Source organism: Colwellia meonggei (assembly GCF_057537295.1).
In genome coordinates, this window is the sequence record NZ_BAAJLZ010000001.1 from 1156921 (window position 1) to 1181829 (window position 24909).

The window sequence follows — 24909 nt, forward strand, 5'->3', positions numbered from 1 at the left end:
GGAATCAAATGAGTTACTAAGTATGTTTTGGTGAAATATTACAACGTTTTTCGAGCAAAGTAGCGTGAAATTGCTAGGTATCTGTTTTATTCATCACTATTTGTATCAAATTTTCATAAATTAGCAAGAGACTTTATGGAATAACTTAGAGGAATTTGCAGATATTTTTAATCGCAAGCTACGCATATCGAAATAATCATCGACTAAGGCGATTATATTCATTTTTTCTTATGTTATAGTGACAAAAAATTATCTAATAACTAAAGAGTAGAGCGCTCATGTTACTTGTTGTTTCTCCCGCGAAAAACCTAGATTACGATTCTCCGCTAGCGACTGAACAGTTTTCTCAACCTGAGTTACTTGAACACAGTAAAGCACTGATCAAAGAATGTAAAAAGTTAACACCTGCTGATATAAGCTCGTTAATGGGTATTAGCGATAAATTGGCAGGTTTGAATGCGGCGCGTTTTGGTGCGTGGTCGACACCGTTTACACCAGAGAACGCTAGACAGGCAATACTGGCATTTAATGGAGATGTTTATAGTGGTTTAGATGCTAAAACCTTTACTGATGCTGACTTTACGTTTGCGCAACAACATATGCGTATTCTGTCGGGCTTATATGGTTTGCTTAAGCCATTAGATTTAATGCAAGCTTATCGTTTGGAGATGGGTAAGAAGCTTGATAATGAACGTGGCACAAACTTGTACCAATTTTGGGGTGAAATTATTACTGAACATTTAAATGCGGCATTAGCAGCACAAGGTGATAATGTGTTAATCAATTTAGCGTCAAATGAATATTTTAAGTCAGTTAAGAAAAAATCATTGCAAGCTGATGTTATCACTCCGGCATTTAAAGATTGGAAAAATGGCCAGTTTAAAATGATCAGCTTTTTTGCCAAAAAAGCTCGCGGCTTAATGGCCCGTTATATTATTGAAAATAAAATTACTGATGTTGAACAGTTAAAAGCATTTGATGTTGCTGGTTATCAGTATTCTAGCGAGTTAAGTCAAGGCAGTGATTGGGTCTTTACTCGTAAAGAAGCCTAACATATTTAAATATCTGATGATTTTACATTGATGTGAATAGTGCCTTAATAACTTTAACGTGACTTAAGGCCTATTTAACCTCTCACTTATTTCTTGTTGACGTTAAGCTTATAAAAGTTCTCAACCGTTACCCTTAATTCGTATTACCTACCTCCGCTTATAACTATAAAAACTTATAAATTTTTTTACTCTGCTACGCTTAAAATAAACGTCACTTGAAAAAGGTTGTTACTGTGTTATTGAAAAAAATATTTAGTGTTTTTGTCAAGCTAATGCTCATTGTTTTGTTATCAGCGTGTGCAACGTCAGGAAGTGGCGATAAATCAGCTAAACAGCAAGAAATTTTAAACATGAAAGATGCTGTATTAACTAAGTTGTTTGCAACCAAGCCTGATACACGCCAGCAATTGAATGCTGCACCGGGTTATGCAGTATTCTCTAATGCTAATATTAATTTGATATTTTTGGCTGCAGGAACTGGCTATGGTGTGGTAAAAGATATGCAGACAAAGCAGCATACCTTTATGAATATGGCAGAAGGTGGCATTGGTTTGGGGCTTGGTGTTAAAGATTATCGAATTGTGATGGTTTTTCATAGTAAAGCAGCGATGACCAATTTTATTAATAGCGGTTGGACCTTTGGTGGTAATGCCGATGCTGCAGCAAAAGCAGGTAAAAAAGGCGGTTCGGTCGAAGGAGAGGCTTATTATGGAGATGTCACGGTATATACTTTTACTGAAAGCGGTATTGCACTACAAGCTACCGTCAAAGGCACCAAATTTTGGCGGGCTGATACTTTAAATTAATAACTCGTTATTATTTATATGTGGGCTCCTTTTAATGATTAAAAGTTAATGGCTAAGCCTGCATAAAAATATGAACCATTATAACCGAAGGGGGCAGAGCGACGAGAATAAGTAAATACGCCCTCACTGTCGACAATTGTATTACCTTCGTTATCAATTATCTTACCTGCTCTTGAGTTACCTATGGTGTTCTTATCTGGATAAATATCAAATAAATTATTACTGCCGAAGTATATGTTCATGTTTGGAGAAAGTTGATGCTCTATACGAATATCAGTTAATAATTTAGCACCGTATGTTTGTTGCGCACCGTCAATTACACTGTATTTGCCAAAATGATTGAATGCGATATTCAAGCGCCAATTCTGATATTGATAGTTTACATTGAAGTTTAGTCGGCTTTCGGGTTGCCAGCTTTCAATAATCGCCATGTCATGTGCCGAAAATACATCTTTAACCGCTAAACTATTTAGTGTGCTGTTATTTGGTGTAAATAAGCGATCAACATCAGTATTTGTTATGTTCGCGGCAAGAGTTAAGTTTAATTCTCCCTCGGTAATTATTGGTTGCCATGTGGCAATAAAATCAAGCCCTTGTGTAGTGCTGTCAAGGCCATTTAAAAATACCTGAGCCTTATCGATACTTTCTGCTATTAACAGTTGATCTAGGCTATCGTTTAAGCCCATAGATAAACCGCTACTTAAAACAATACGATCAGCTATTGTGATGTGGTAGTAGTCCAGAGTCACCGTTATATTATTATCAAAGTTGGCGATGACACCAACACTCAAGTTAGTTGATGTTTCTTGTTTTAACTCGTTGATACCTATGGCAGTTGCTAACTTACTATCGTTGCGAAAGGTTGCCACCTTTTGCCGAGTAAGCAGCTCGTCATTATCAACTAAAAATTGAGTACTGGTATTGTTGAAGTAAAGTTGCTGCATTGAAGGCGCACGAAAGCCGGTATTCAGTGCTGCGCGATAAGTTAACCAATTATTTTTTTGCCAGTGCGCAGCAATTTTAAAATTGGTTGAAGAGCCAAAGCCGTCGTAGTTATCAAACCGTGCAGCACTATTGATGAAAAAATCCGAAAATAACTGTTGTTCAATTTCAAAATATAGGGAGCGTACATGGCGTTTTTCGTTAACGGCAGCCTCTGGTGCAATTCCTGGAAACCCTTGAATACCAGCAACAGCATGAAGTAAATGTTGGTTATTACTGATTGAAGTGTCGTAATCAAAATAACTATACTGTTCGCCAGCGAATACTTGATAGTGATCTTTTCTAAACTCAAATCCTAAAGCAAGTGTTGCCCAATTTAGGTCCTTTCTTATATCTAAGTTCAATGTTTGTAATGAAAGAGATAAGTCATATGCGTGTGCGTTTTTAGGAATGCTGGCCCTAATGGTATCCGCTGAGATATTTTCCTGGGCTTGAAGCTGCTCCGCGTATGAGGCGTTTAACGAGTTTTCAGTCCAGTATTCAATTTGATTTTTACCATAAGTGTATGAGGTGTCAATGGCGATACCGTTATTAAATTCGATGTTATAGCCAAGGTTTACTGAGTGATCTGTTATGGTTGACGCTATCTTAGGTAAAAAACCGTCCAGTGCTGTTGCTTGGCCATCAGCTAAAATAGGGTTTACTTGGCTATTATTGGCAGTGCGAAAAAATGCCGCCGAAGTGTTTTTTCTTTTTGAATAAGTAGCAAACCCATAAAGTTCGCCTATGTCGGTACTATAGCCTGCATTAATGGCCCAAGCGTGTTGAAGATACTCAGGACTGCCAACTTGAAAGTTTTTCCGCTCGGCATTTAATTCACTAGGGTTAGCACTAATATAAACACCACTTGATTCCTCAATACAATCACGATAAATACATGCGCCATGTAAACCTGCACGATTGGTTGCTTCGAGGTCAGCTATGCTGGCGGAAATATTAGCGTAGCCTTGGTCAAATAAGGCAATACTTTTTGAAAACTCTAATTGTTGGCTGGCACCGTCACCTTTTGTGTGCTGCCCAAAAGAAACTTCGGCATAATCGGCTTCAGTGTCATCTTTTAATACTATGTTGATAACGCCAGCAATTGCATCGGAGCCATATTGGGCTGCTGCACCATCTCGTAATATTTCTATACGCTTAATAGCGGCAATAGGCACAGCATTTAGGTCGGTGCCTGCCGTACCACGGCCTACTGAATTGTTAATATGTATTAAGCTTGCTTGATGGCGGCGTTTACCGTTTATTAATACTAAGGTTTGATCGGGGCCTAAGCCGCGTAAAGTTGCGGGCTGTAGTACATCGCTACCATCACTAATTGCAGATTTCGAAAAATTAAAAGATGGCGCAATCGCTTGTAGCATATTACCAACATTTGTTTGCCCAGATTGCTTTAATTGCGTAAATGGGAGAATGTCTACTGGCACCGGCAAGTCGGTAATTGAACGCCTTGCTGTGCGGCTACCGACAACAGCAATTTTTTCAATAGTTGTTGTTGGCAAGTTTGGAGAGCTGTTTGCTTTTTGAGGGAGCGTTATTATGTTGCTTTTTTCAGAAATGGCAATGGCAATAACGTTTTCTTGATTTTTGACTACTGCTAAGCCTGACTCACGTAATAATTTATTGAGGGCAAATTCAATAGTGTAATAACCTTTTATTGCCTTTGTTTGAATGTTCTCGGTTAACTCAAAAGGAAAGAGAATGGTTTGTTGACTTTGTTGGCCAAATTCAATTAAGGCACGGTTGGCGCTTTGTTGTTGAATATCGAAATAAATTAGCTCACTTGCATTACTAATTGAAGAAACAAAAAGTAAACATAGCAAAATGGGCAGGGACTTGGTTTTATCGCCTTGAAATAATTTCTTTACGATTTTTTTCAAAATGAAATGAAAAGTAGGTGCCTTCAAAGCTTAAATTCCGATAAAGCATAACAAGTATTAGAGTAAGGAATTACATTAACCTTGCCTTAGTTTTAATCTATTTAAGTCAACTATGAGCGACTTAAGGTAAAAGTATTATTGTTTAGTTTTTGGTAATTAATCGCAAAGTTATAGTTTAAAGACTGTAACAGACCATTAATATCATTACTCTTAAAGTAACCGGACACCTTAAGGTCAGCGATATTTTTTGCTACAGGTGTAAATTTTATCGTGTTGTAACGCTCAATTTCAGATAATACTTTTGTTAATGGTTCACCATTAAAAATCAGCATACCTTGTTGCCAAGCTAGCTCTTTTTCTATTTCAGCTTGCGTTAGACTTTGTTTTGTTGTCGGCTCTTGCTCGACTATTGCTAGTTTCTCGCCAGCAATAACAACATCGTCTTTTATCATGCTTGATTTAGGCTCTATGTGGGCCTGCGTTATGGCTTTTAATAACGTAGCGCGCGAAGTATTTACCTCACTAACGAGTACTTTACCTTCCTCAACGAGCAATTCCATATCTTGACTATTATTTCGTTGCACGTTGTAAATTGTGCCTAAAGCCGTGAACGCACTTTCACCAGCAACGACGGTAAATGGGCGTTGTGCATCTTTTGCAACATCGAATTTTGCTTCGCCACGTAACAAAGTAACTTTGCGCTGTAGGTCGCTATAGGCGACTTCAATAATTGAATTGGTATTTAACGTTACTTTACTGCCATCAGTAAGGGTAATTTGCTTTTGCTGGCCAAATTGAGTATTAAAGCTTTGATAGGCTAGATGTTGATTGCTTGTTTGCTGAGGTGTCTGCCAAAGTTTACCTAAGTCGCTAGTTAGATTTACCGTTAGCATAGCGATGGCAAAAATGCTTGCAGCTAAGCTACCTTTCATGAAGTAGTCTCGATGGGGCTTTTTATTAAGCTTTGCATCAAACAAGCCTGTTAGCTCGTGTTGCGCAGTTATATCGCCCCATAAAGAGGACATGCGACTCAGAGCCAAATAATGGGCTTCATCTTGGTTAATCCAGGCGATAAGCTGTTGTTTTTCGGTGCTAGACAATCCTTTATCAAGGCGTGTTATCCAAAAGTTTGCGCGCTCTTGGACCGATTTATTATCGTTTGACGTCTCGGTTATCATTTATTTTTCTTATTATTATGCCGTGATTACATATTGAAACAATTTTAACTTCCTACCCACTGTAAAACAATTTTGCTTTACCTGCTAGGTAAATAATTTAAAAGTTAATGAATTATTTACCTACTCGTTTAATGATTATGTTTTGTGCGATTTATATTCAATTATTAGGGTAAATACTCTTGCTTTTACTGAACCTCAACCGGAAAAAGTTAATCTAATTTTGGGAGTGTATGGGGAGAAAATGACAGACTTTTACAGTTTTTAAACATTCGCGAACACAAATGCAACGGTTATCAAATTCTTGTCAGGTTACAATATCTCCATCAATTAAAGGAGATATTTAAATGCGAAATTTCAATAAGATAACAAAAATAATATGTGTGAGTTCACTATTGACAGTGGTTAGTGCTACACAATTTGTGCAAGCGGAAGAATGGCAATTTACAACCGGCCTTGGTGTGTATTCTGCCAATGAAGCATGGAAAGGTACTGACTCGAAACAAGGGATTGCACCGATGCTTTCAGCAAAATATGGTGATTGGACAATTGGCGAAGATGGTATTGTTTCGTATAGTGTGCTTAGTGAAGATGATTTTGGTCTGAATGTCGGAGTAAACTACCGTAATGATGGTTACGATCCTGATAAGTTTTTGAGTTCTGAATCTTCCTCTGATGCGGTTTTTACCGGTTATAAATCACCTGAAGGAGATATTACTTTCAAGATTGATAGTTATTGGCAGTTTGTTAATTTAAGTATCGAGCAAGATATTTCCGGTCATTCAAAAGGGCTAACCGCAGATTTAGGCATAGAAGTTCCTATTTTCAGTCTTGGTAATGACTTTATGGTGCAGGCGAATGCAAATGTGCATTGGCAAAGTAGTGATTATGCAAACTATATTTATGGTATTGCTGGCGACCAAGTTGATAATAGTGTTGGTAGAACTGCATATAACGTAGGGTCAGTCACTAATTATAGTGTTGGTTTATCAGCGTTTTACCAGTTAGATAAAAACTGGAATATTATTGCTTCAGCACAATATACAAAACTTGATGATGCGATTACTGACAGTCCGTTGATTGGCGATGATAAAGTCACAGGTGCCTTTATCGGGGCAACTTATACATTCTAAGAAACATGCCGTATTTGGTTGATGTTGAAGATTAGCATTAGCTAGTTTATAGGTGAGTAGAAAATAACAAACCTAAACCTGTTGGTAAGACAAAGGTTTAGGTTTTAGCTATATTGAGAGAGTTATTTTTTATTACGTTTAGCTTGCTTCTTCGCTTTCGCTTTTTTCTGAGCGGCAGTTTTCTTTACTTTAGATTTTTTTACTGCAACGCGAGCTTCTTTATTTTTCGGTCTTAACTCTTCAATGATACGACGTGGTAAGCGCTCATTAACATAACGTTCAATTTTTCCAACTACTGCCATATCATGAGCTTCAACTAAAGAAATTGCCGTACCTTTATTGCCTGCGCGACCAGTTCGCCCAATACGATGTAAGTAAATATCGGCTGTACGTGGCATATCAAAGTTAATGACATGAGTAATATCATCAATGTCTAATCCGCGAGCCGCAACATCGGTTGCAACTAAAACGTTGACGGTTCCATTACGTAAGCGCTCAACCGAAGTATTACGTTTGTCTTGTAGCATTTTACCTTCAAGCCAAACACACGGAACATCATCACCGTATAGTTTTCCTGATAGGTATTGCACAGTTTCACGCTTATTGGCAAATACAACAACACGTTCTAATTCTTCTTGTTTAAGCAAGTTAAGCAATAAGGCAATTTTATGTTCTCTGCTGTCAGCAAGGTGCAGCCATTGATGAATTTTTGCTTTTTCTTTTCTTGAAGGGTTTGCTTCCAAAAATGCCGGTTCATTGAGAATTTCACGAGAAAACCTTAATACGGCTGAGCCTTCAAGCGTTGCAGAGAATAACATGGTCTGTTTACGCCAGCGTGCTTCCGCAATAATGCGATTGATGATTTCAGCAAAGCCCATGTCAAGCATACGATCGGCTTCATCTAAAATTAATACTTCAATTTCTCGAGTATCAAATTGCTCCGTTTCAATGTATTCCATTAAACGGCCAGGTGTGGCAACTAAAATGTCGGTATTTGTTGTCAGTATTTCTTTATGGCTGCCGTAATTCACGCCACCAGTAATAACACCAGATTTAAGTTTAGTATGCGCCGTTAGCTTTTCACATTGTTCATGAGTTTGAAGTGCTAATTCTCGCGTAGGTGATAAAATTAAAACGCGAGGAAAGCCAGGTTTACTGCGAGGATAGTCGAGTAAATGTTGTGCTGCAGGTAGAATAAATGCCGCTGTTTTTCCCGTTCCTGTAGGGGCAGAAGCAAGTACGTCTTTGCCCGTCATGGCAACAGGAATCACTAATTCTTGAATTGACGTAGGCTTTTTAAAACCGGCATTTTCAATACCGCCCAATAATGCGGAATCTAGGTCAAACTGATTAAACATGTAATAATTTTCTTCAAAGGTTTATAGCTGCGGATTATAATGGCAAAACCAGATTTATCCTAAAGATCTTGCCAAAATTGTTTATTTATTATGAGTTTTTCACTAATCTTCTAAAATCTCACCAATTTCTTTTTTGATTTGCTGACACCAAGCACTAATGCGTTCATCGCTTAAGTTATATTGGTTGTCTTCGTCGAGTGCTAATCCTACGAAATGTTGCTGGTCTTCAGTTAATGCTTTTGATGCGGCAAATTCATAGCCTTGATTTGGCCAGTAACCAATAACATAACCGCCTTGAGCAACTACTTGGTCGTGTAACATACCTAGTGCATCTTGGAACCAATCGGTATAGCCAATTTGATCGCCCATTCCATACAGGGCAATTATTTTACCTTCTAGATCTACATTGGCTATTTCAGGCCAGTGTCCTTCCCAATCTTCTTGTATTTCACCGTAATCCCAGGTGGAAATACCAAGAATAAGAATATCGTGTTCGGCCATTTCCGTCAGAGCGGTATCTTTAATATTGAATAAAGAAACTTGTTCTTTACCTAACTCTGTTTGAATTTTCTCTGCTGCCATTTCGGTATAGCAAGTGGTTGAGCCATAAAATAGTGCAATATTCATTGATAATGATTACCGAGGGTTGTGTAGCCGAAACAAAAGGTGACGGGAGTAATTTGGCGAGATTTTAGCAAACATGCACAGGTTATTGCTAGTTTAAATAATGAGCCAGCAAAATAAATACTGTTTGAAGCGCATAGCAGTTATTGCATTTGCGTTATTTTCACTGTAATTTTAGCCTCCTATCAGCGGTCTTTGTTGTTACTGTTAAATTTTAAAATATTATCCGCTATCAAATTTATGGAAATCTTTATGTCTAAGAAGTATTTGTTTGCAGCATTATTAAGCGTTGTGAGTTATTCCAACGTAGTGTTAGCTGAATCAGTAACACCTGTTGAAAATAGTGTTATGTTACCCAGCCCTGAAACAAAAAAATTAAACCTTGTTAAAGCAAAGTTAAGTAACATGTTAGGTTTTAAAATTGCCAGCATTAAACCTTCACCTATGACAGGAGTTGTCGAAGTAATTACAGATCAAGGGCTTTTTTATGCTAGTGCAGATGGTAACTTTTTATTGCACGGTAAAATGTATGGTTTAGGTGAAAACGTTAGTAATTTAACTGAAGAAAGTTTAGCTCAAGTTCGTGTTAACGGCATGGCAAAATTTTCAGATGACATGATTGTATTCCCTGCAAAAAATGAAAAACATGTGATTACGGTATTTACCGATATTACCTGTGGCTACTGCCGTAAAATGCACGACCAAATGGAAGACTATAATGATAAGGGCATTACGGTTCGTTATTTAGCTTATCCTCGTGCAGGTGTGAAAGACCGAGCTGGCCGTTACTCTCAAGGGTTTAAAGATTTACGTTCAATTTGGTGTCATGAAGATCCACAACAAGCACTAACTAAGGCAAAAAGTGGTTCAAACGTTGCAGCCCGTATTTGTGATAAACCAATCGAAGACGAGTTTAATTTCGGTCGCCAAGTAGGTGTTACTGGTACACCAGCAATTATGCTAGCAAATGGTATGATGGTGCCAGGCTATCAAGACCCAAGTAAGTTATTTATGTTACTAGAATCGGCTCAACAAGGCGGTTAATGGTTTACAAAATAACTTAATCAAAATGGCAAGTGATTAACTTGCCATTTTTGTATCTGCAATATTAAAAAATAACTAATTCGAGAAAGTTTTCGCATGCTTAAAGAAATTACTCGTCGTGAACAAGTTAGTGATCAACACTTACCAAGCACTTTGCATCCGATTGTTCGGCAAATTTATGCTCGTCGTGGTGTTGTTAGTGATGAGCAACTTGAACTTACTGCTAAACATTTATGTGCAGTAGATTCATTGAAAGGTTTACCTGAAGCATGTGAACTTTTGCACCTTGCTTTGAAAGCACGACAAAATATTACTGTTATTGGTGATTTTGACGCTGATGGCGCAACGAGCACAGCATTAATGATGGAAGCACTCGCTATGCTTGGCTCACAAAATCATCATTTTCTCGTGCCAAATCGATTTAAGTATGGCTATGGCTTAACCCCGGAAATTGTTGACATTGCTGCCTCGCAAGGAGCACAAGTACTAGTTACCGTTGATAACGGTATTAGCTGTGTAGCGGGTGTAGAACGAGCAAAAGCCCTCGGGCTAAAAGTAGTCGTTACTGATCATCACTTACCTGGTAGCACAGTGCCGCCAGCTGATGCCATTGTAAATCCGAATCAGGTGGGTTGTAACTTTGCGAGTAAGTCGCTGGCGGGGGTTGGTGTAGCATTTTACTTTATGTTAGCGCTGAGAAAGTACTTGCGTGAACAAGCTTGGTATACCGAACAAAATATTACAGAGCCTAATATTGCACAATTACTTGATTTAGTTGCACTTGGCACAGTTGCAGACGTGGTTTCATTAGATGCTAATAACCGTATCTTGGTTGAGCAAGGGCTAAAGCGTATACGTGCTGGTGCAACGCGTCCAGGCATACAAGCACTTATTGAAATAGCCGGTAAAAATCAGCAGAAATTGGTGGCGAGTGACTTTGGTTTTGCCCTTGGCCCAAGAATTAATGCTGCGGGTCGTTTAGATGATATGGCGTTTGGTATAAATTGTTTATTGGCAAAAGATTTATCAACAGCACGGGTTATGGCGGCTGATTTAGATGATTTAAATAAAGCACGCCGTGATATTGAACAAGGTATGCAAACTGAAGCCGAGCAAGTCATGGCAAGCTTGAAATTTACTGAAGATAATTTGCCACATGGTATTAGTTTGTATCATAACGATTGGCATCAAGGTGTTATTGGTATAGTTGCGGGGCGTTTAAAAGAAAAATTCCATCGTCCGAGTATTGTTTTTGCCCAAGCTAACGATGACAGTGAACAAGATGAAACTAATAGCAGTGTTGAAGAAATTAAAGGTTCTGCGCGTTCGATTCCAGGGTTACATATTCGAGACTTGCTCGAACATATTGATAGTCAGCACCCAGATATTATATTGAAGTTTGGTGGTCATGCCATGGCGGCTGGCTTGTCAATTCACGCGAATAAATTTTCAGAATTTTCAACACTTTTTGAACGTTATGCACAGCAATGGCTCAGCGTAGAAACCTTGACGGGTATTATCGCTTCTGATGGTAGCCTAGAAGGTAAGGATATGACCTTAACTTTTGCCGAGTTGTTGCGAGATGCTGGCCCATGGGGACAAAATTTTCCTGAACCAATATTCGATGATAATTTTAAACTAGTTCAACAGCGTATTGTCGGTGAAAAACATTTAAAGCTGGTATTAGAAAAAGACCAACAGGTTTTTGATGCCATTGCTTTTAATGTTGATCTTAAGCGCTGGCCAGATCATCAAACACAACATGTTAATGTCGCCTATCGGCTCGATATAAATGAGTTTCGCGGTAAACAATCATTACAATTGATGATTGAGCAAATTAATTAAGTTAATTAGTGAACAATTGCAATTAACTTAATTGAATAAATTGCTAGTTTCATCGTTGTTGAATAGGATAAAAAAATCCGACTTTGTTAAGCATGCAAGCGTTTATTTAATCGCATAATTAAGCTACAATGCGCGACTATTTTACCCTTAGGTCTTTGGACGTGACTTAGTCACCAAAATCGTATGTTTGAAGTAAACCCAGTTATAAATAAAATTAAAGAAATTCGCGAACGTGCTCTATTACTTAGGGGGTACCTTTGACTACGATGTTAAAGCTGAGCGCTTAATTGAAGTTAGTCGTGAATTAGAGTTGCCTGACGTTTGGAATGAACCAGAGAGGGCACAAGCATTGGGGCAAGAACGTTCGTCGTTAGAATTAGTGGTTAATACCATTGTTGATCTAGAGTCAGGTTGTGAAGATATTGAAGGCTTGGTTGAGCTTGCGGTTGAAGAATCTGACGAAGATACCTTTAATGAAGCGGAAAACGAAATTGCTTCATTAATGGCTGACCTAGACAAATTAGAATTTCGACGCATGTTTGCTGGTAAGCAAGATGCGAACAATGCTTATTTAGATATTCAATCAGGCTCTGGTGGTACGGAAGCGCAAGACTGGGCCGAAATGTTAATGCGCATGTATTTACGTTGGGGTGAATCACACGGCTTTAAAGTAGACGTAATAGAAGTTAGTGATGGCGATGTTGCTGGTATTAAAGGCTGTACTATTAAGTTTTCAGGCGAATATGCTTTTGGTTGGTTACGCACTGAAACTGGTGTGCATCGTTTAGTGCGAAAGTCACCATTTGACTCTAGTGGTCGCCGCCATACGTCGTTTGCTTCAGCATTTATTTACCCTGAAATTGATGACAATATTGAAATTGATATAAACCCTGCTGATCTTCGCGTTGATACTTTTAGAGCATCAGGTGCCGGTGGTCAGCACGTAAATAAAACGGATTCAGCGATACGTATTACTCACGTGCCAACAGGGGCTGTAGTGGCGTGTCAAAGTGATCGCTCACAGCATAAAAACCGTGCAACAGCAATGAAGCTATTAAAAGCTAAGCTGTATGAAATGGAAATGCAAAAGCAAAACGAAGATAAGCAAGAACTTGAAGACGGTAAGTCAGATATTGGTTGGGGTAGTCAAATTCGTTCATACGTATTAGACGACAGCCGTATTAAAGATTTACGAACCGGTGTTGAAAACCGCAATACACAAGCGGTACTTGACGGTGATTTAGATAAATTTATTGAAGCTAGCCTTAAATCAGGCCTGTAGTTTCGCAATTTTAGACCATGAGAAATGAAAATGACTGAGCAAAATAAACCTGCACAAGATGAAAATAAGTTAATCGCTGAGCGTCGAAGCAAGCTTGCGAATATACGTGAAAATTGTGATGCAAACGGCCACCCAAATAAGTTTGATCGTAAAGATTATGCCGCAGATATTCAGGCAGCTCACAGCCATAAAGATAAAGAAACTTTAGAAGCTGAAACTGAAATGTACAGCATTGCTGGTCGTGTTATGGCAAAACGTGGTCCGTTTTTAGTTTTACAAGATATGACTGGTCGTATTCAGGCTTATGCTGAAAAGACAGTACAAAAAGATATTAAAGCACGTTGGGGCTTATTAGATATTGGCGATATTATTGGCGTTACAGGAACGCTACATAAGTCAGGCAAAGGTGACCTATACGTTAATATGAACGACTATCATTTATTAACGAAGTCGTTACGCCCGTTGCCGGAAAAATTCCACGGTTTATCTGATGTTGAAACTAAATATCGTCAGCGTTATGTTGATTTAATCATTAACGAAGAAACTCGTAACACCTTTAAAATTCGTTCAAAAATTGTTGATGGTATTCGTAAGTTTTTAACTGACCGTGACTTTATGGAAGTTGAAACGCCAATGCTACAAACTATTCCAGGTGGCGCAACGGCTAAGCCATTTAAAACATTCCACAATGCTTTAGACATTGAAATGTTTATGCGTATTGCTCCTGAACTTTACCTTAAGCGTTTAGTTGTTGGTGGCTTTGAAAAAGTATTCGAAATTAACCGTAACTTCCGTAACGAAGGTTTATCGACACGCCACAATCCAGAGTTCACTATGATTGAATTCTACCAAGCGTATGCCGACTATAACGATTTAATGAACCTTACTGAAGACATGTTACGCACCTTAGCGGAAGATGTGATGGGTACATCTGTGATTCGTAACACATTACGCAATGCTGAAGGCGAAGTTACTGAAGAGAAGTTCTACGACTTTGGTCAGCCGTTTAAACGTTTATCTATGGTTGATGCAATTTTAAAGTATGGTAATGACCTTGATGAAAGTGTTTTACGTAACCCTGAAGAAAACTTAGATGCTTTAAAAGCCATGGCAAAACAAGTTGGCGTAAAAGAAACTGAAGCATCAAAAGTATGGGGCGCAGGTAAATATATTTGTGAGATTTTTGAAGAAGTTGCTGAACATATGCTTGATCAGCCAACTTTTATCACTGAGTACCCATGGGAAGTATCGCCATTAGCACGCCGTAATGATGAAAATCCATTTATTACTGACCGTTTCGAATTTTTCGTAGGTGGCCGTGAACTAGCTAACGGTTTCTCTGAGCTTAACGATGCAGAAGACCAAGCGGCTCGCTTTAAAAAGCAAGTTGAAGAAAAAGATGCCGGTGATGATGAAGCGATGCACTTTGATGAAGACTATATTCAAGCACTTGAGTACGGTTTACCGCCAACAGCTGGTGAAGGTATTGGTATCGATCGATTAGTAATGTTGTTTACTGACTCACCGACCATTAAAGACGTTATTTTATTCCCGCACATGCGTCCTGTCGCGGAATAGAAAAACAGTATTTTGATATAAAAAAAGCACCTTAGGGTGCTTTTTTTTATGTTAAATAATCTCTTTAAGTAATATTGCAGTTGCAACGGGATGAAAGAGTTGCGATGGTTCAGACATCTCTATAAGTTCTGTCTTTCATGCATTAGTGCAATCATGTAAGTTGAAAACCTAGCATCTGTGTTATTGCCACCAGTTTAGGTCATACATCAGCTAACCCCCATAGGAAGGCTGCCATTGCTGTTATAGCGATCAAATTAAAATAAATCATGCTGATCATAAAGAACTTGATAAAGGTAAAGATATAACCTTGCTTGTAAACTCGTTTTTGCATCATAAATAGGTAGCAAGGTATCCATATAAGTAAACCTACAGCGATATAACCTAGACTATCAGCAATTTGCGGCATGGTGGGCATTAAATAGTCTTGGCCATTATCAAGGATATTAACTAAAAGAATAACGAGAAATATAAAGCTATGGCTATGCAATGCCACCGTTAAATGTTCTAAATACAAACGATTAGCAAATAGGTAAAATAATTTTAATATTACAGCGAACAGCGGTAATAAAATAAACATTAGCTGAGGTAATTTACTAATAGATTGCTGTATTAAAGGTCGAGCATCTGAGCTAAATGCTTGTTGTGCTTTTGCCTCGAGTGCTGTCATTTTCTCACTTAAACGCTTGTTGTTTTCATCAGATAAAAAATCGAATGTTAAGGTGCCTTGTTCATTGTTGGATATAGTAAAAGCGTTCGAAGGACTTGGTTTGACTTCTCCTGATTTTATTGCCTGCAATTTAGTTTTTAATTCTTCTAACTTTTTATTTTTTTTATCGGATATTGGTTGCTCAGAGTCGATATTGCTTAATTCGATTTCAATAATACGTGTTGTTAAATCTGACGTTTGTGTTGCTATTTTGGTTGAAAGATTTGCTTGGTATGCTTTATAGCGACTAATATCGTTTAATTGACGGCTTTGTTGCTCAATAGGTAATTGATTCAACGACGCTTCAAGTTGACTAATATGGGTATTCACTTGGCTTAGTGGCTCTGCCATTCTTTGTTCGTGAACAAGCATTTCTGTGCCATCTAATGTAAAGAATTTCAGCGATATAAAAAATATAATACTAACAAATAGGTATAGCCTTAGCGGTGGTACGTAATGTACGCGTCGGCCCTGAATATATTCGTTAGTTAAAAAGCCAGGAACAAATAAAAGAGGTCTTAGGGTACGAGAAGCTCGTGAATCGAAACTAAAAATATCATCGAGTAAATGCAATATTACATTCCAGAAATACCTTAAAGTTGACTCTACTGATTGCCCACATTGACTGCAAAATGAACCGCTGACTTGAGCATGACAATTTTCGCAGCTAACAAAATCAGTTTCTCTTTCTGAAGTGATTAGTTCTAAATTATTATTTTTTGTTTGTTCAGACATAATATTTGCGGCAATAAAACAGTTACTTAGCATAATAACATTGAATGTTTTTCAGGCAAATGAGATTTTTCTCTCGCATTTTTACGAAGATTTTCGTTTGTTCTTTAAGGTTTTTCAGAAAAATGCTCGTTTATTTACAATAAATGGTTAAAATTTTGTATATCTTTAGTGCTGTATTGATAATGTTCTGTTAAATTTAAGGGGTTACTGATCAAAGAAAGCCAAATAGTAGGAGAATTATAATGGCATTTGAAGTTACCTTCGAGTTGAAAGAGTCAGATTTAGAGCATTTTCGCGATGTAATGAGACAAGCAAAATCAGGTGCGAAAACCTTAAGTGAAGCGGAAATATTAGCAAATGCAAAAAACTTAAGTGAAGACGTTAAAGGCGATGTACCTGCATTCGTCAGTGAAAGAATTCAAAAGCTAGAAACATTAGTGGCAATGATTGAAGACTCTGAATGGAAAATTCCAGATGAAGAGCGTGCTGATGTGCTAAGTGCGTTAGCATATTTTAGTGACCCAGAAGATTTAGTGCCTGATCATATTCCTGTATTAGGTTTCTTGGATGATGCAATCATGATAGAGCTTGTTGCTGAAGAGCTTAAGGACGATATTGAAGCATTTTTAGAGTTTTGTAATTACCGTACCCGCGAAGAAGGACGAAGTGGTGATGCCACTATCACCCGTGAGGAATGGTTAGACTCTAAGCGACGAGAATTACACAGCCGTATGAGAAACCGTCGTTCGACGCGTCGTCGTGGTCGTTCAGGTTTCCGTTCAATTTTTTAGGCACTAAACACTAAGTCGATATTAACTATAACGCTTATCGGCATGATAGATAAGCGTTATTTTAACTTCTTTTCAATTCATAATTTAGACATTTAAATTACTGGGGAACAACATCAAAAGCAACTGTCGTTCTTGTCTCATCAGAGGTAAATGCTCTGGTACCATGCCAGAAATAAGATGGAAATAGCACTAATAAACCATCCTGAGGTTTAACTACATAATCAGCTTCAAGCTTATCTCTCATATTAAACTCGGGAACTCCAAATTCAATCCAGCCTTCGCCATTTTTTTCTACGGCATTAGGGATCTGATTATAATATGGACCACTGATCCAACCTTCAGGGTGATAGTGATTTTTGTGGAAACCCTGTTGTTGTAATAGCACTGACCACGATCCTTGATATTTAAAGCTTGGCGAAATATGTTTCAAAAAGGGATGTTTTTTGCTTCTTTCAAAGCAATTAATATATTGTTGAATATGATGATTAATTTCAATATCCAGTAAATTTATAAAATGCTCCCGTGAAGGAAACAAATCACCAATTGTTTGTGTGCCGTTAATTAATGACTGATCAAGAGGGTGTTGCTTACTACTATGTAAAAGAACTAACTCGTTGTTAAGTTTTAGATTGAAGTCGCTAAGTGAATTACTTTCATGAGGAGGGGTTATTTCTGACACGTAAATGAATTTGTTTGGGTCACACAGCTCGTTATACTCTTTAGTTTTGCCAAGCATTTTCAAACTTGTGGACTTTAAAGTAACACAGCTTAAATTGTGTTGATTATACTTACATAGCTGATCAAAGATTTTTAAAGCTTCGACGGCATTGCTATTCGCAATATAAGCATGGCCGTTTTCGTATAATAAGCCTAAATCTTTATTGTTTTTTTTCAGGCCTTGGCTACTGGTTAATATCGCTTCTTCAAACTCACCTAATTCCCTTAAAGAGTTTGATTTAATAATATAAGCTGCAGCGTCATTACCTGATGTTAATAGTATTTTATCAGCGATTTCAATGGCCTTTCTATACTCTTTTGCTTGCAGCAATTTATTGCCTAATTGCCCCATAAGTGCTGTTGATTTAGTTTCTTCTATAGCATTGTCATAATTAGAAAAACATTCATTTAGTGGTAATGATTTTGACCACTTTATTAAGCTTAATTGGCTATGAGCATCATAGTCTAGCGGAGCATTTCTTACGATTTTTTCGTATTCATTAACTGAAGCTTCAATATTTCGCTCGATAAGGAAACAGCTTGCAAGTGCTTTATTCGTCTCTATATGCAACCCAGGTTGCTTCAAAATTAAATTAAAATGCTCCTTTGCATTCGTAATATTACCTTGCTCTTTTTCTATTTGTCCGAGTAAATGCAGGCATTGCACATTATCAGGCTTACTTTTTAACGCTTCAATTAAGATGTTTTTAGCTGTTTCAATGTCATTAGTTTTGTTCAGGCACTTAGCTACACCTACTTTGGCATTTGTATTTTCCTTATTAAGCGTTAATGCTTGCGTATAGGCATTTTTTGCTCCTTCATATGAAGCTTCTTTAAGTAGATTGTTTCCGAGGTTTAAATATGGGTCGATGTAGTTAGGATTGATTTTAATTGCTTTCTTAAATTGTTGCTTAGCCATCTCTTTTTTTTCTAATTGGCTTAATAAGTTTCCGTAGGCATTAATTATTTCTGCCTGATTAGGTGCTAACTTAAGTGCTTTTTGAAAGTGCTTTTCACTTGCTTTTAATAAACCTAGCTTACGTTCAGATACTGCTCGGAAATGCCAAAGTTGTGGGTTTTTTGCTTGCAAACTTGTTAGTTGCTTGAATATGTTTAATGCTGAATCAAATTCACCACGATTAAGGTAGTTCATCGCTTTTGTTATATTAGTTTGCATTTATTTTACTTTAGTTGTTTATGAAGGGCTCAAAAATATACAGTTTAAATTGAGTTTATATTAGTATATGAATATGCCATTAATTAGTTAAAAATAACATTAAAATGAAAAACGCGATAATGACACCATTGAAAGCGAAAATGTAACCGAAACCTTTTAGCCCTTGTTTTATGGTGTAGTTATTGCTCCGTAGATACCAATACCAAATTGCACACATTAATAAAGGGATTAGAAAAAAAAGTCTTATCATGCTTACGCATTCTCCTGCTGTTTTGTTTGAGAAGGCTCTCGCCAAGGTGCAACTTTAAATAACATTAGCATGCCCGGTATTGCTAAAGCTGTACAAATAAAATAGAAATTTGTCCAACCAATTTGTTCAACAATAACTCCCGTTGTCGCATTAGCAAATGTACGAGGCAGTGCTGCAACGGCAGTAAATAAAGCTATTTGAGTTGCGGCAAAAGCAGGGTTAGTATTTTTTGCAATGAATGCGGTAATACCTGCCGCTCCTAAGCCAACCCCTAAATATTCAAAGCCCATTGCCATAGCTAAAGCGTAGGTATTATGGCCAATTTCTGCAAGTGCAGCAAAGCCTAATATACTGATTATTTGGACAAAACCAAATAACCATAAGGCACGATTAATGCTCATTTTTACCATTACTAAGCCGCCAAGTGCTAAGCCTATGGTCATAGCAATCATAGATGACGTCTTTGCAACAACGCCGATTTCTGTTTTAGTAAAACCTAAGTCAATAAAAAATGGTGTCTGTAAAGCCGTTGCCATATTGTCGCCTAATTTATAAAGAAATAGGAATAGCACAATTTGCAACGCTGCTTTCATACCTTGACGGTTAATAAAGTCTTTGAATGGTAGTACGACTGCTTGTTCGAGTGTTCTCGGGGCCTGTTCGGCGGTATTGAGTTCTTTAATTGCTAAACTTAAACCAATACCTATCAGCATAAATGCAGCAACGATAACAAATACGGCTTGCCAGCTAATGTGATCAGCAAGAATAAAAGCCAGTGAGCCTGGCACTAATCCTGATAAACGATAAGCTTGTACATGAATTGAATTGCCTAAGCCAAGTTCGTGTTCAGGTAAAAGCTCTCGACGATAAGCGTCTAGAACAATATCTTGGCTAGCGCTAAAAAATGCTACAGAAGCTGCTAAGTATGCGACGCTCAAAATATTCATTACTGGATCAATAAAACCAAAGCCAGCTATTGAAAATAATAATAAAACTTGGGTCAATAACATCCAGCTGCGTCGTCGCCCAAGCACCGGTAGCGAATAACGATCCATTAGTGGCGACCATATAAACTTCCAAACATAAGGAATGCCAATAAGTGAAAATAAACCAATTTCAGTTAAGCTTACACCTTCAGAACGCAGCCAACCTGGTACAAGTTGGTATAGTATAAATAGTGGTAAACCAGAGCTGAAACCGGTAAAGATACAAATCAGCATGCGCCGATTTAAGATAGCTTGTTTAAAGGTTGGAGATTGCATTACGGAGAAAACCTAAAGGATGCTATAAACTAATAGTTGTAGGCTACCAAAATGTATTAGTAAACAGAAGTTTAATCTTGATGGTTAAGGAATTAGTTTGTCAGGTTTTTTGTTTTCTTTTTTAGTGTACTTCATTGAATTATGGAATAGGGCGCCAACCAATACAGTCAATAGGGTAACTGCCAACCCCTGAGAAGAATTCTAGACAGGTTGATATTTCACTTTTGAAATATAAGTTACTTTCAAGAGCATTGGCACTATGTAAACTGAGTTCATGCATTATATGCCAAAAAACTCTTTCTCTGGCATTGCTTGGTGTCTCGTCATTAACGTTAAGTAACGTCCATTCTGCCATAGTATTTTCAACAAACTGATCCAATTCAGTATAGTGGATGGAATGATTAACTACAGCGTCTATGTAGACTTTAATTTGCGTGATTTTTTCATTGATAAACTGCTCAATTATCATGATGTTCCCTGCAACTTCTTAATTGAATTTATTCTAAATTTTTACTTGATAGCTTATTTTATAACGCCTGTGGCTACTGGTCGGCTTTCCTTAGTTATCGTAGATAAATGGTGAATTGTCAAAATTAAACTTGTACAAAATTGTAAATTTTACTGCGAGGCTATGTAATTAACGAACGTAATCGTTATTTAATGATGACGAGAGGTTAAAGGCACTTTGAAAGCTTTACTCGTAATAAGAAATATTTGATGTTGTCAATTTAATATAAGGTACTGACATTATTTAAATTTAATCATGCACTTAATTAAATTAAGATTGGCGTAGAGGTCTTGCGAACAGATATTTGTACAGGGTAATTATAGAATAAAGTGTATCAACTTGGTTTATTGCTAATACACTTAATGTTACTTGAAATAATCAATATGTTTTTAGGTGGCGGGTAATAAAGTCGCTTTAATTAATAGAACAGGTTTGGTAGGAACATCTTCCCATGACATTTCATCATTATAATCTGTTTCTACTTTCGACATTGCTTCAATAACTTCTTCGCCTTCTGTGATGGCTCCAAAAACAGCATAACCCCAACGACGTCCCGGATCTAAACTGCTGTTGTCTGCAACATTGAAAAAAAACTGTCTATTAGCGGTATGGGGACGGTTTTCTTTCGCCATTGCAATAGTACCAATTTCATTTTTAAGGCCGTTTCCAGATTCATTGATGATGCTTTCGTTGACTTTTTTAAGTTCGAAATCTTCAGTATAGCCGCCACCTTGAACAATAAACTCGGGCATGATGCGGTGAAATATTGTATTGTCGTATTCACCGTTCACAACGTAAGTTAAAAAGTTATCAACGGTAATAGGCGCACGAACACGATCTAATTCAACAATAATAACTCCCATTGATGTTTCCAACTTTACCTGTGGAAATAAGTTGTCGGGGTCGATTTTTGACTCATTCGCGCCAACACTAAGTGTTAATAAAAGCAATAAAAGTGAAATGATTCTCATGTTTTTTATCCATCAATGTATCTGCGTGAGTTTCTAGTTAACAAACTGCTGTAACTCTTTGTTCTGCGTAATTTGTGTTAAAAGCTTAGTCAATTGCTGATTAAAATCTCTTTCTAAAACAGCAATGTCAGCCTTAAATGGACCGTTGCTATCTCCCGTTATTTTAAAGGTTTTAGTTAAGGTTTTTTGGCCATTTTTTGCAATAACGCGAATTTGAATTTCATTGTGCGCTTTGTATTTAACTAATTCTTGTTGAACACTAATTAAGGCGTTATCAATAATAATTTCAAATTGATTCGCTGCTAATGGCTGAAGCTGTAAGCTATTTGCTTTGAATCCAGCTGATAGCGCTGAATTAATAATACTGACTAAAGGCTCTTGTGGAGAGTATAACTCTGCCGCTTCATTAGTTCGCAATACTTGCACAACATGATTAGCGCGACGTAAATCGGTAAAGCTAATCTGTGCTTGTTTTTGTTGATAGGCATTATTGTTTGTTGCAAGCAATTCAGGGTTAACAATAACGTTTTTAATTGGTGTACTACACGCTGTAAGTAGTAAAGATAAAGTCACGGCTGAGACTTTTAAAAATCTAGATTGCATTTTTATACCTTAAATAAGATAAATTTTATTAGCGCTTTATTGCTGAAATAGTAACGAATTTTTCATTGCTTGCAACAAGCTTTTCATTACCAAAAATTCTTTTTAATTTTATGTGATAGGCTAATTGTCTATTGCCTATGATGCGTAGCTCACCGCCTTTTTTCAACACTCTATGGCTATCTTTAAACATTTGCCATGCAATATGATCTGTAGTGGCCGTTTGCTGATGAAACGGTGGGTTACATAAAATTAAATCGACACTGCCACCTTCGACACTGGTTAAGCAATCATTAACTTGAAATTGACAATGTTCAATTACTTCAGGGAGGTTTTCAGTAATATTGCTTTTAGCTGAGGCGATAGCCATAAAAGACTCATCAACAAAGTGCACATCAGCTTCAGGTTGTTTTGACAGTACACTTAAGCCAATAACGCCATTGCCACAGCCTAAATCAATAACTTTGCTGCCGGCACTAATTTTAGGTAAATTTTGTATAAAGTAACGAGCGCCAATATCTAATTTCTCTCTAGCGTAAACATTTGCATGATTGCTGATCGTAAATTCGGTATTCTCCAGAGACCACTGAGTGGGAAATTTGGCGGTAATAGCGTTGTTATTATCAAGTTGGCTAAATACTAAGCGTGCTTTTTTTACTGCTAATGATGTTTTAGTTGTACCTAAGTAGTTTTCAAATACTTGTAATGTTGAACTATGAATTTCCTTCGCGCGATCACCAGCAATAAAAGTAACATCGTTAGTTAACTGTTGTTTAATTTGGCTCAACTGGAAACTAAGTAAACCTTTACTTTTTGGAATCTTAAACAGCACAATATCAACATTTGTTGGTAATTCATCTAGGCTTGTTAACAGGGTAATATTTTTACCTGATAATCCATTTTGCTCTAAATTATGGCTGATTCCTTGTTGACTTAAGAAGGAGTCGTTAACACAAAATAGTTGGTGTTGAGATAAGTTACAGCTAAGAGCACCAAAATTATCATTGAAAATGAGTATTTTCTTCTCAGATGTCGCGAGTTGTTCTTGCGTTAGGTAATTAATGATGTATTCATCGGCGGCATCCCAAGCTTGTAAGCTTCGATTAACTTGGCCTGTTGGAAACCTATCTAGAAATAGATTTTTGTCATTGATAATAAAAGGGCTGATCATAGCTGTTTAAATCTAGTTGGCGTGGCGGATATTGTGTCAAAATTTACCACTACGGGCTAGAACTAAGGTAAATTTAAGGAAATATTTATTTTAATGTAGGGTTTAAGCATTGTGAAAATAACATTACCCGACGCTGATATCGAATATGTGAGTAATTTTTATAATGCTGAGCAGGCTAGTTTACTCTTTAATGATTTACACCAAAAATTATTGTGGCGACATGATGATATTCTTATGTTCGGTAAACGGATAAAAATCCCTCGATTACAAGCATGGTACAGTGATAATGATTTAAGTTATCGATATTCTAATATGACGCTTGAGTCACAAGCTCTTACACCAATTTTAAGGCAAGTACAGCGCAAAATCAGTGAGTATAGCCAGCATGGATTTAATGCGGTGCTGGCGAATTTATACCGAAACCAAAGCGACAGCGTTGGTTGGCATAGTGATGATGAAATAGAGCTTGGTACTAACCCAGTTATTGCATCATTATCTTTAGGTGCAGAACGAGATTTTCAACTTAAACATATTAAGACTAAAGAAAAAGTGACGTTAGCATTAGCGCCAGGTAGCTTACTTATTATGCGTGGCACTACGCAGCACTATTGGCAGCACTGCATTCCAAAAAGAAGTAGAAATATAATGCCACGTATCAATCTTACTTTTAGGAAGGTGCTATATTAGCGCTAAGCCAACCTTAATAAAAAAGCGTAAAAAATATAAAAATTGTGCGGCCAGACTTCTAGATAGATGGCATAATTACCGACAATGACTAAAATTAATAGTGATCTATAACAGATCAAACTCAGGGAAAATAATATGACAATAGAAGCTGTAATCGAAGAAAAATTACTTTCTGCTTTTTCACCCATTCACCTAGATGTCATTAATGAAAGCCACATGCACAATGTCGCACCGGGTAGCGAATCACACTTTAAGGTGATTATTGTGTCAGAAGATTTCGAAGGTGAGCGTTTAATTAAGCGTCATCGTGCTATTAATTCAATATTGGCAAATGAATTAGCTGAGAAAATTCATGCTTTAGCATTGCACACGTACACTGAGAAAGAGTGGCAGAACTACTATGCTGAGAATACACCGTTATCGCCAAACTGCTTAGGAGGCAGTAAAAAAACGGGGTAAACTTTTCGTGTATCTCTGCACAAGATATCGTTATGATATTATCGTTTTAAAATTAAACACCGTTAATATTTATTAACGGTGTTTTTATATACAGACAAT

The 24909-nt window shown here is 37.3% G+C and carries 21 protein-coding genes; 10 read left to right on the plus strand and 11 right to left on the minus strand.

The genetic code is table 11. From position 1 onward, the window contains the following. Positions 1-278 precede the first annotated feature (278 nt). Positions 279-1052 carry a peroxide stress protein YaaA gene (gene yaaA, locus AC27E9_RS05225; protein ID WP_487127922.1) on the plus strand — a complete coding sequence of 258 codons (774 nt, stop codon included), beginning with the start codon at positions 279-281 and terminating at the stop codon, positions 1050-1052. Between the two features lie 272 nt (positions 1053-1324). After that, a complete protein-coding gene (locus tag AC27E9_RS05230) occupies positions 1325-1858 on the plus strand; it encodes a lipid-binding SYLF domain-containing protein (protein WP_487128304.1) in 534 nt (177 codons plus the stop codon). Positions 1859-1896: 38 nt separating this feature from the next. On the opposite strand, the gene AC27E9_RS05235 is transcribed toward AC27E9_RS05230, so the two are convergent. Together AC27E9_RS05235 and AC27E9_RS05240 are read right to left on the minus strand one after the other, a co-directional pair. Next, positions 1897-4737, minus strand: a complete 2841-nt coding sequence (locus AC27E9_RS05235) for a TonB-dependent receptor domain-containing protein (protein ID WP_487127924.1) — start codon at positions 4735-4737, stop codon at positions 1897-1899. A 110-nt stretch (positions 4738-4847) separates the two neighbouring features. Next, entirely contained in the window at positions 4848-5915 is a 1068-nt protein-coding gene (locus AC27E9_RS05240) for a FecR family protein (RefSeq protein ID WP_487127926.1), read from the minus strand. A 380-nt stretch (positions 5916-6295) separates the two neighbouring features. Between AC27E9_RS05240 and AC27E9_RS05245 the strand changes: the two genes are divergently transcribed. Further along, a complete protein-coding gene (locus tag AC27E9_RS05245) occupies positions 6296-7045 on the plus strand; it encodes a MipA/OmpV family protein (RefSeq protein ID WP_487127928.1) in 750 nt (249 codons plus the stop codon). 122 nt (positions 7046-7167) lie between these two features. Here the strand turns inward: AC27E9_RS05245 and srmB are convergent, their stop codons facing one another. Then, a complete protein-coding gene (srmB, locus tag AC27E9_RS05250; RefSeq protein WP_487127930.1) occupies positions 7168-8403 on the minus strand; it encodes an ATP-dependent RNA helicase SrmB in 1236 nt (411 codons plus the stop codon). A 102-nt stretch (positions 8404-8505) separates the two neighbouring features. Next, on the minus strand, positions 8506-9030 hold the full coding sequence (gene fldB, locus AC27E9_RS05255; protein ID WP_487127932.1) for a flavodoxin FldB: 525 nt from the start codon (positions 9028-9030) through the stop codon (positions 8506-8508). 249 nt (positions 9031-9279) lie between these two features. Between fldB and dsbC the strand changes: the two genes are divergently transcribed. The 4 genes from dsbC to lysS all read left to right on the plus strand — a co-directional run bounded on the left by dsbC (position 9280) and on the right by lysS (position 14776). Beyond that, positions 9280-10071 (plus strand): bifunctional protein-disulfide isomerase/oxidoreductase DsbC, encoded by a 792-nt coding sequence (gene dsbC, locus AC27E9_RS05260; protein ID WP_487127934.1) that lies wholly within the window; start codon positions 9280-9282, stop codon positions 10069-10071. Between the two features lie 96 nt (positions 10072-10167). Beyond that, positions 10168-11916 carry a single-stranded-DNA-specific exonuclease RecJ gene (gene recJ / locus AC27E9_RS05265; protein WP_487127936.1) on the plus strand — a complete coding sequence of 583 codons (1749 nt, stop codon included), beginning with the start codon at positions 10168-10170 and terminating at the stop codon, positions 11914-11916. Between the two features lie 183 nt (positions 11917-12099). Then, positions 12100-13198 (plus strand): peptide chain release factor 2 gene (prfB, locus tag AC27E9_RS05270; protein ID WP_487127938.1). Its coding sequence is split into 2 segments (ribosomal slippage): positions 12100-12174 and positions 12176-13198, totalling 1098 coding nucleotides; the frame shifts between segments, so codons are not numbered across the junction. A 30-nt stretch (positions 13199-13228) separates the two neighbouring features. Then, positions 13229-14776, plus strand: a complete 1548-nt coding sequence (gene lysS, locus AC27E9_RS05275) for a lysine--tRNA ligase (protein ID WP_487127940.1) — start codon at positions 13229-13231, stop codon at positions 14774-14776. Positions 14777-14975: 199 nt separating this feature from the next. Here the strand turns inward: lysS and AC27E9_RS05280 are convergent, their stop codons facing one another. Further along, positions 14976-16217: a DUF3667 domain-containing protein gene (locus AC27E9_RS05280; RefSeq protein WP_487127942.1), complete on the minus strand. Its 1242-nt coding sequence runs from the start codon at positions 16215-16217 to the stop codon at positions 14976-14978. A gap of 242 nt (positions 16218-16459) precedes the next feature. Between AC27E9_RS05280 and AC27E9_RS05285 the strand changes: the two genes are divergently transcribed. Then, entirely contained in the window at positions 16460-17008 is a 549-nt protein-coding gene (locus AC27E9_RS05285) for a YkvA family protein (RefSeq protein WP_487127943.1), read from the plus strand. 97 nt (positions 17009-17105) lie between these two features. On the opposite strand, the gene AC27E9_RS05290 is transcribed toward AC27E9_RS05285, so the two are convergent. The 6 genes from AC27E9_RS05290 to AC27E9_RS05315 all read right to left on the minus strand — a co-directional run bounded on the left by AC27E9_RS05290 (position 17106) and on the right by AC27E9_RS05315 (position 23664). Further along, entirely contained in the window at positions 17106-18902 is a 1797-nt protein-coding gene (locus AC27E9_RS05290; protein ID WP_487127945.1) for a 2OG-Fe(II) oxygenase family protein, read from the minus strand. Between the two features lie 252 nt (positions 18903-19154). Further along, on the minus strand, positions 19155-20414 hold the full coding sequence (locus AC27E9_RS05295) for an AmpG family muropeptide MFS transporter (protein WP_487127947.1): 1260 nt from the start codon (positions 20412-20414) through the stop codon (positions 19155-19157). 139 nt (positions 20415-20553) lie between these two features. Continuing rightward, positions 20554-20883 (minus strand): hypothetical protein, encoded by a 330-nt coding sequence (locus AC27E9_RS05300; protein WP_487127949.1) that lies wholly within the window; start codon positions 20881-20883, stop codon positions 20554-20556. 428 nt (positions 20884-21311) lie between these two features. After that, positions 21312-21893, minus strand: a complete 582-nt coding sequence (locus AC27E9_RS05305; RefSeq protein WP_487127951.1) for a peptidylprolyl isomerase — start codon at positions 21891-21893, stop codon at positions 21312-21314. A gap of 33 nt (positions 21894-21926) precedes the next feature. After that, on the minus strand, positions 21927-22496 hold the full coding sequence (locus tag AC27E9_RS05310) for a YajG family lipoprotein (protein WP_487127953.1): 570 nt from the start codon (positions 22494-22496) through the stop codon (positions 21927-21929). Positions 22497-22524: 28 nt separating this feature from the next. Next, complete coding sequence (locus AC27E9_RS05315) at positions 22525-23664, minus strand: methyltransferase (RefSeq protein ID WP_487127955.1); 1140 nt, start codon at positions 23662-23664, stop codon at positions 22525-22527. Positions 23665-23775: 111 nt separating this feature from the next. Between AC27E9_RS05315 and AC27E9_RS05320 the strand changes: the two genes are divergently transcribed. Beyond that, positions 23776-24351, plus strand: coding sequence for an alpha-ketoglutarate-dependent dioxygenase AlkB family protein (locus AC27E9_RS05320; protein ID WP_487127957.1), 576 nt, complete (start codon positions 23776-23778; stop codon positions 24349-24351). 135 nt (positions 24352-24486) lie between these two features. Then, positions 24487-24810, plus strand: a complete 324-nt coding sequence (gene bolA / locus AC27E9_RS05325; RefSeq protein ID WP_487127959.1) for a transcriptional regulator BolA — start codon at positions 24487-24489, stop codon at positions 24808-24810. Positions 24811-24909: the final 99 nt, after the last annotated feature.